Below are 6675 nucleotides of genomic sequence, written 5' to 3'. Positions count from 1 at the left end.
TTGGCGGCCAGCCGGTAACAGGCGGCAAGATCCTCGCGGGTCTTTTTCTCTTCGGGGGACATGGAGCCTGTCCTTACTCTTATGGGCATTGGTAGGGTGGCCAGTTTTAGGCCCCTATGGCCGATCTGCAAGTGTGGTGGTTGCCTCGATGTCGCGGTATCAGTCGATACCCCCGCCGGTATTGTCCGCTGTCCCGTTATCCCCGAACCTGTGGCCCAAGCACTTTCGAGGAGGGGATATGATAGAGACTCTGCAAGATATGGCGCGGCGGCACAACGCCAGCCCCCATCTGATGCGCTTGGGCGCACTGTTTTCGGAAACCGTCCTGCTAGAGGTGGAAGGCGAGGAGTTCTACCTGAGCTTCGAGAAGGGCTCTTTGGTCAAGATCCAGCCGGGGCCCTCGAAGAAAATCCCCTATCGCTTCGCGTTCAGCACCGATCGCGCGGCGCTGGATGAATTCTGGAAGGCCCGCCCTGCGCCCGGATTCCACGATATTTTCGGTCTGGTGAAGATCGGTCGTGGCCGGATCACCGGCGATATTCTGGCGCTGGTAAAGAATCTGCGGTTCTTCAAGGAATTCATGGCGCTACCGCGCCCTACCGAGGGAATAAAGCTATGAGTATCGAAGCCATCACTGGCCGTTATGTGACGGTCACACTCTCGGACGGGACCAACCGCCGGATCTATTTCGAAGAGGCAGGGAAGGGGGTGCCCGTGCTCTGTCTACACACGGCGGGCGCGGACACCCGCCAATGGCGCCATATCATGAATGATGCCGAGATCACACGCGATCACCGCATTATCGCGTTTGACATGCCGTGGCATGGTAAATCGCTGCCGCCCGAAGGCTTCCAGACCGAGGAATATCTTCTTACGACGGAAGCCTATATCGAGACCATTCTCAAGGTCGTCGAAGCCTTGGGGCTGGAGCGGCCCGTGTTGGCGGGCACCTCGATGGGCGGGCGGATCGCTTTGCAGCTGGCGGCGCTCCATGCCGATACCTTCGCGGGCTTCATCGCCATTGAAGCCTCGGATTTCCAGCCGGCATGGTATGATATCGACTGGTTCCACCGCCCCGATGCGCATGGTGGCGAGATGGGAGCTGCGCTGGTCTCGACCAATATCAGCCCCTTCGCACCGCTCAACGAGCGCTGGAATACGCTCTGGATGTTCCAGCAATCGGGGCCGGGCGTGTTCCGTGGCGATCTGAGCTTCTACACCAGGGATGACAGTCTGATCGGGCGGTTGAAGGATATCGATACCGAGAGGACACCGGTGCATATCATTGTCGGTGCCTATGATCTGACCTGCACCCCCGAAGATGCCAAGCGCACCGCCGCTGCTATCAAGGGTGCGACGCTTGCCGTCATGCCCGAGGTCGGCCATTTCCCGATGTCCGAACATCCCGATGGCTTCCGTCCGTTCTTTGTCGAGGGTCTGGCCAAAATGCGCCAGCCGGTGCCTGCGCAATAAGGAGAGGCTTGATGGTAACGATCGACAAGATCACCACCCGCATTCTGGATATTCCGACCATCCGCGGCCATGTGCTGTCGGTCACGACCATGCTCTCGCAGGCGCTTGTGCTGGTCGAGATGCGGTTCTCCGACGGGTCTGTGGGCATTGGCGAGGGGACGACGATCGGCGGGTTGAACTATTGCGCCGAAAGCCCCGAAAGCATCCGCTCGGCCATCGATACCTATCTGGCACCCGCGCTGATCGGGCTCGATGCCGACAACCTGAATGCGGCGCGGGTCCTGATGGAAAAGGTTGCCAAGGGAAACCCGATCGCCCATTGCGCGCTGGAGATGGCGCTGTGGGACGGGTTCGCGCGCAGGCGTGATATGGCGGTGCACGAGATGCTGGGTGGTGCGCAGCACAAGGCGCTTCCCTGCGCGTGGACGCTCGCTTCGGGCAATAGCGAGATGGATATTGCCGAGGCCGAGGAAATGCTGGCAACCCGCCGCCACCGGATCTTCAAACTGAAGATCGGCAAGCGCGACGTGGCAGGGGACGTGGCCCATGTCGCGGCCATTGCCAGAGCGGTGGGCGACCGTGGCGAGGTGCGTGTCGATGTCAATCAGGCATGGAGCCTGCAAGACGCCCGCTATGGCTGCCGTGCCCTGCAGGAGGCTGGTGTGACACTTATCGAACAACCGCTGCGGATGACGGATGTCGAGGGAATGGCAAAGCTGACCGAGGGCTTCGAGGTGGCGATCATGGCCGACGAGGTGCTGCAAGGGCCGCTTGATGCCATGCGTGTCGCGCGGGCAGGGGCGGCCGATGTCTTCGCGATCAAGATCGGACAATCGGGCGGGCTGTTGCGCGCCTCCGAGGTGATGTCCATCGCGCAGGCTGCCGGCATCGCGCTTTACGGGGGCACCATGCTCGAAGCGGGGGTCTCGACCGCCGCGGCCATGCAGCTCTTCTCGACCGTCGAGCAGATGCGCTGGGGGACGGAACTGTTCGGGCCGCTTCTGCTGACCGACGAGATCCTGCAGACGCCGATCGAGTATAAGGATTTCATGATCCATCTGCCGCAGGGCAAGGGGCTCGGTGTCGATCTCGACCCCGAGCAGGTCGCGAAATATGACCGTGACAATGGTCGGACCGCTTTGCGCGTCTCTGGCTGAGCCCCATTCCTCATGGTTATGGAGGCCCCACGCTTTTCCAGCGCGGGGCCTTTGCCGTTAGATAGACCTTTTGTCTCACTTAACTGTGAATTCCAGTCATATATTGGCAAGCCTGTTCCCTCTGCATATTGGACAAGCTCTTAAAACTTTACAATCAAATCAATCCTTCGCTTGCAGGATGCTCCGAATGTCTCTCGGCTAGGCTGAAGTAAATATAACTTGTGGGTTATGATCTCGGGGGCATTCGGTATTTGTATGCCTGAGATGTGCCAAATATAGCTGGGTTGCCCGAAAGAGGAACGGGCTCTTTCGGGACGGGAAGAACGTGGCGCTGGAGGGCGCTTACAGATGGAGGAGGGTGCGCCGCGACGCGGCGGATCATTGGGAGGAGCAGGGCTGTAGACGGGGAAACCCGCCGCGAGAGCTTCTCCCGCCGGATAACCGGCGAAGGAGGTATTATGCCCAAGGCAATTCATATTCAGGTGCTCAACGGGCCCAATCTCAATCTGTTGGGCATGCGCCAGCCGGAATATTACGGCCATGACACACTTGCCGATATCGAGGCGAATTGCACCGCATTGGCGCAGACCGCTGGCGCGCGGATCGGGTTCTTGCAGTCGAACCATGAAGGCGCGCTGATCGATGCGATCCATGAGGCGCGCGGGGTATCGGAGGCCATTGTCATCAATCCCGGCGCCTATAGCCACAGCTCGGTGGGCATTCTCGACGCCCTCAATGCCTTCGAGGGTCTGGTCCTAGAATGTCATATATCGAATATCCACCAGCGCGAGAGCTTCCGCCATCATTCCTTCATCAGCCAGCGTGCCGATGGCGTAATTGCGGGCTTCGGCATTCAGGGCTACGAGCTATGCGTCCTGCGTGCGATGGCGGTGCTGGGGGCCAGGGTTGATGCCTGAGGCCGGATTGATCGACTGCCATCTGCATATTCTTGACCCCGCGCGTTTTCCCTATCATCCGCAGGCGCCCTATCATCCCGAAGGTGCCGAGGTCGGCACGCTTGCGCAATTGCGCGCGGTCTTTGCGGCCCATGGTGTCGAACGCGCGCTTCTGGTGCAGCCCACTTCGGGCTATTTTACCGATAATAGCGCGCTGCTGGAGGCGATCGCGCAATCGGGCGGGCTCTGGCGCGGAATTGCGATGGTATCGCCCGATATGTCGAGCGAGGATCTCGCCGTGCTTAAGGCGCAAGGCGTGGCGGGCGTGGCCTGCATGATGGCGATGGGGCCGGTGGATGTGCCCGCATGGTGCGCCATGGCCAGCCGTCTGGCCGATCTCGATATGGTGCTCGATATCCAGTTTGCGGGCGAGGGTATTTTCGATGCGCTGCCGATCATCGCGGCAAGCCCCGCGCAGGTGGTGATCGATCATTGCGGTCGCCCCGATCTGGATGCGGGGCTCGATGCGCCAGCGTTCAGGGCCCTTCTGGGGTTGGCCGCGCGCGAACGGACTGCCATCAAGATCTCGGGCCAACATAAGTTTGCGCCGTTTCCATGGCCGTTTGAAGCTGCTGATCCGTTCATCGGGGCACTGATCGCGGCCTTCGGGCCGGAGCGCTGCGTCTGGGGGTCGGACTGGCCGTTCCTGCGGGTGCCGGAGCGGGTGGATTACGGCCCCCTGCGGCCCTTGGTGGAACGCTATTTCCCCGATGAAACGGCGCGTCGCCAGGTGCTGCGCGACACTGCATTACAGCTGTTCTGGGGTAATTCGCAGCTTTGACCGCGAACCGCTGCCGTCACTTGCGTCGGAGGCGGTTGTGACGGGTGGCCGATAGGAATATGCGCGGAGCTGACCGACCCGCCCGGCACTGTGCAGGCACATCCGCCACAGGTCCAAGGAGGAGAGAATGGATACAACAACCAATATAGAGGTAGAGGCGCCCGCGCCCACATCCGCCAATTCCCGAAAATCCGCAGTCGCGGCATGGATCGGATCAGCGCTCGAATATTATGACTTCTTCATTTATGGCAGTGCGGCGGCACTGGTGTTCAACCATATCATCTTTGCGTCCGATGATCCCGCGCTGGCCACGATCCTGTCGCTGGCAACATTCGCCATCGCCTATATCGCCCGCCCGCTCGGGTCGTTCATGATGGGCTATATCGGCGATGTCTTCGGGCGTAAGACGGTCATGCTGCTGACGCTCATGGGGATGGGGGTCTGCACGTTCCTTATCGGGCTGCTGCCGACCTATGAACAGGTGGGTGGCTGGGCGCCGGTCGCTCTGGTCTTCCTGCGCCTGTGTCAGGGGCTTGCGGTCGCGGGCGAAGGGGCAGGGGCGAGCTCCATGACGCTCGAGCATGCGCCGCATGGACGCCGTGCCTTCTTCTCCAGTTCGACAATGGCGGGGACGCAGGCGGGTCAGGTGCTCGCGGTGGCAGTGTTCCTGCCGATCTCGGCGCTGCCCGAAGAGGCGCTGTTCAGCTGGGGCTGGCGGGTGCCGTTCCTGCTGAGCGTCGTCGTGATGGCCATCGCATGGTGGATCCGTCGCGCCGTGCCCGAGCCGGAAGTGTTCGAGGACCGGCAGACCGGGAGCGGAAAGACGGAAAACCCGCTGCGGGTGCTGATCCGTCTGGGCTATCTGCCGGATGTGCTCAAGGTGCTCTTCGCCGCTTTCGCCTCGATCACCTCCACCCTTTCGGCCATCTATGGCCTCAATTTCGCGGTGCAGACCATGGGGGTCGAGCGTTCGACGATGCTCTGGGTGATCGTGCTGGCCAATATTGTTGCCATCGTCGCGATCCCGCTCTGGGCGCGTCTGGCCGACCGTATCGGACGGCGTCCGGTTTTCATCCTTGGGACATTGGGCTCTGCGGCGCTGATCTGGCCGTTCCTGTGGTCGATCGCACAGCGTGATGTGCCGATGATCTTTGCCAGTGGGATCCTGATGTCGGGCGTGATCTACGCGGCCTATTCCGGCTCGGCCTATGCGATGTTCTCCGAACAGTTCGAGACGCGGGTGCGCATGTCGGGCACGGCAATCGGGACGCAATTCGGTTTCGCGCTTGGCGGTTTCGCTCCGACCATCGCGACCATGCTGGCGGGGCCGCATCTCGATAACTGGGTCCCCGTGGCCATCATGGCCTCCGTCACCGGGCTCATCGCGACCGTGGCGACGCTGCTGATGCGGGAGACGCACGCCCTCGAGATACAGGAGCTGGGCCGCCTGCCACGCTGAGGGCTGAATTAAAGACTGGAGGGAAGAGGGGGCGCGTGCCCCCTTTTTCATGTCTTTCGGTCAGCGGCGTGGGCGCGATACTCCTGTTCGAGAAGCGCCATGATATGGTCATCATGCCATTGCCCGTCGATCAGGGCCGATTCCCGTTCGGTGCCCTCATACCGGAAACCGCAGGCTTCGTAGCAACGGATGGCGCGTGTATTGAAGGGCAGCACCCGCAGGTCGATCCGGTGCAGCCCCTGCGTCCCGAAGGCGTGATCCAGAAAAAGGCGGAGTGCTTGCCGTCCAATGCCACGGCCCATATGGCGGGGATGGTAGAGCTCCATAGCCATCCGCCCGCGGCGGTCATGGGGATTAAGCGTGTCGAAGCGGATCTCGCCGACAAGTTCGCCGCCGAGGAGGATCACCTGTCCATGGGGCTGGAGCTGGAGGCGGTGGAACCAGGCTTCGGCCTCTCCGGCAGTGAGTTCCGCGCGGCTGCGGACCGACGCGCCCGCCATCCGGCTGATCTCCTCCGAGATGCCGAGCGTCGCACGGGCAGAAATATCGCAAAGAAGCGGGCGGCGGAGCGCAACGGCAGGAGATGTCATGTGATCGATGTCTGTTCCGGATGGTGGTGGGTTTATGATTGGCGTTCATGTTTTGCGGTTTCAAGACGGAGATGACGTGAACCGGGCCTCTGGAGGGCATTGTCTTAGGTGGTGATTCCGGTTTGGCGGTGTGGCGGGTGTGTCAGGATGATGGCTGTGTCATAAAACTGATCGAAATAAATACATATATTTCAGCATGTTATTTGAATTTTTGTATGAATTTATGATTTTCGTTGAAAAAGGGGTTGCGGTGTTTGGG

Annotated in this window: 7 protein-coding genes; 6 read left to right on the top strand and 1 reads right to left on the bottom strand. The window is 60.9% G+C overall.

Features of this window, described 5'->3' with window-relative positions:
- The first annotated feature begins 238 nt into the window (after nt 1-238).
- From VSX56_RS20220 to VSX56_RS20195, 6 genes are all read left to right on the top strand, one after another.
- On the top strand, nt 239-619 hold the full coding sequence (locus VSX56_RS20220; RefSeq protein WP_339114699.1) for a hypothetical protein: 381 nt from the start codon (nt 239-241) through the stop codon (nt 617-619).
- Entirely contained in the window at nt 616-1473 is an 858-nt protein-coding gene (locus tag VSX56_RS20215) for an alpha/beta fold hydrolase (protein ID WP_349295532.1), read from the top strand. Before VSX56_RS20220 ends, VSX56_RS20215 begins: the two co-directional genes overlap by 4 nt.
- 11 nt (nt 1474-1484) lie before the next feature.
- The gene (locus VSX56_RS20210; RefSeq protein ID WP_339114697.1) at nt 1485-2630 is read left to right on the top strand and encodes a muconate/chloromuconate family cycloisomerase; all 1146 of its coding nucleotides are present in this window, start codon (nt 1485-1487) and stop codon (nt 2628-2630) included.
- A 458-nt stretch (nt 2631-3088) separates the two neighbouring features.
- Nucleotides 3089-3547, top strand: coding sequence for a type II 3-dehydroquinate dehydratase (gene aroQ, locus VSX56_RS20205; protein ID WP_349295533.1), 459 nt, complete (start codon nt 3089-3091; stop codon nt 3545-3547).
- On the top strand, nt 3540-4367 hold the full coding sequence (locus tag VSX56_RS20200; RefSeq protein ID WP_339114695.1) for an amidohydrolase family protein: 828 nt from the start codon (nt 3540-3542) through the stop codon (nt 4365-4367). The genes aroQ and VSX56_RS20200 overlap by 8 nt, the downstream gene beginning before the upstream one ends.
- 127 nt (nt 4368-4494) lie before the next feature.
- Nucleotides 4495-5826, top strand: a complete 1332-nt coding sequence (locus VSX56_RS20195; RefSeq protein ID WP_349295534.1) for an MFS transporter — start codon at nt 4495-4497, stop codon at nt 5824-5826.
- Between the two features lie 47 nt (nt 5827-5873).
- On the opposite strand, the gene VSX56_RS20190 is transcribed toward VSX56_RS20195, so the two are convergent.
- The gene (locus VSX56_RS20190; RefSeq protein ID WP_349295535.1) at nt 5874-6416 is read right to left on the bottom strand and encodes a GNAT family N-acetyltransferase; all 543 of its coding nucleotides are present in this window, start codon (nt 6414-6416) and stop codon (nt 5874-5876) included.
- Nucleotides 6417-6675 lie beyond the last annotated feature (259 nt).

Source organism: Thioclava kandeliae (assembly GCF_040297545.1).
Taxonomy (GTDB): Bacteria; Pseudomonadota; Alphaproteobacteria; order Rhodobacterales; family Rhodobacteraceae; genus Thioclava; species Thioclava kandeliae.
The sequence above is the reverse complement of the archived record's forward strand: the minus strand, read 5'-3'. Positions and strand labels throughout refer to the sequence as shown.

Coding starts and splice junctions, on each gene's coding strand:
- VSX56_RS20220 (WP_339114699.1), top strand. CDS start 239: ATGATAGAGACTCTGCAAGATATGGCGCGGCGGCACAACGCCAGCCCC.
- VSX56_RS20215 (WP_349295532.1), top strand. CDS start 616: ATGAGTATCGAAGCCATCACTGGCCGTTATGTGACGGTCACACTCTCG.
- VSX56_RS20210 (WP_339114697.1), top strand. CDS start 1,485: ATGGTAACGATCGACAAGATCACCACCCGCATTCTGGATATTCCGACC.
- aroQ (WP_349295533.1), top strand. CDS start 3,089: ATGCCCAAGGCAATTCATATTCAGGTGCTCAACGGGCCCAATCTCAAT.
- VSX56_RS20200 (WP_339114695.1), top strand. CDS start 3,540: ATGCCTGAGGCCGGATTGATCGACTGCCATCTGCATATTCTTGACCCC.
- VSX56_RS20195 (WP_349295534.1), top strand. CDS start 4,495: ATGGATACAACAACCAATATAGAGGTAGAGGCGCCCGCGCCCACATCC.
- VSX56_RS20190 (WP_349295535.1), bottom strand. CDS start 6,416: ATGACATCTCCTGCCGTTGCGCTCCGCCGCCCGCTTCTTTGCGATATT.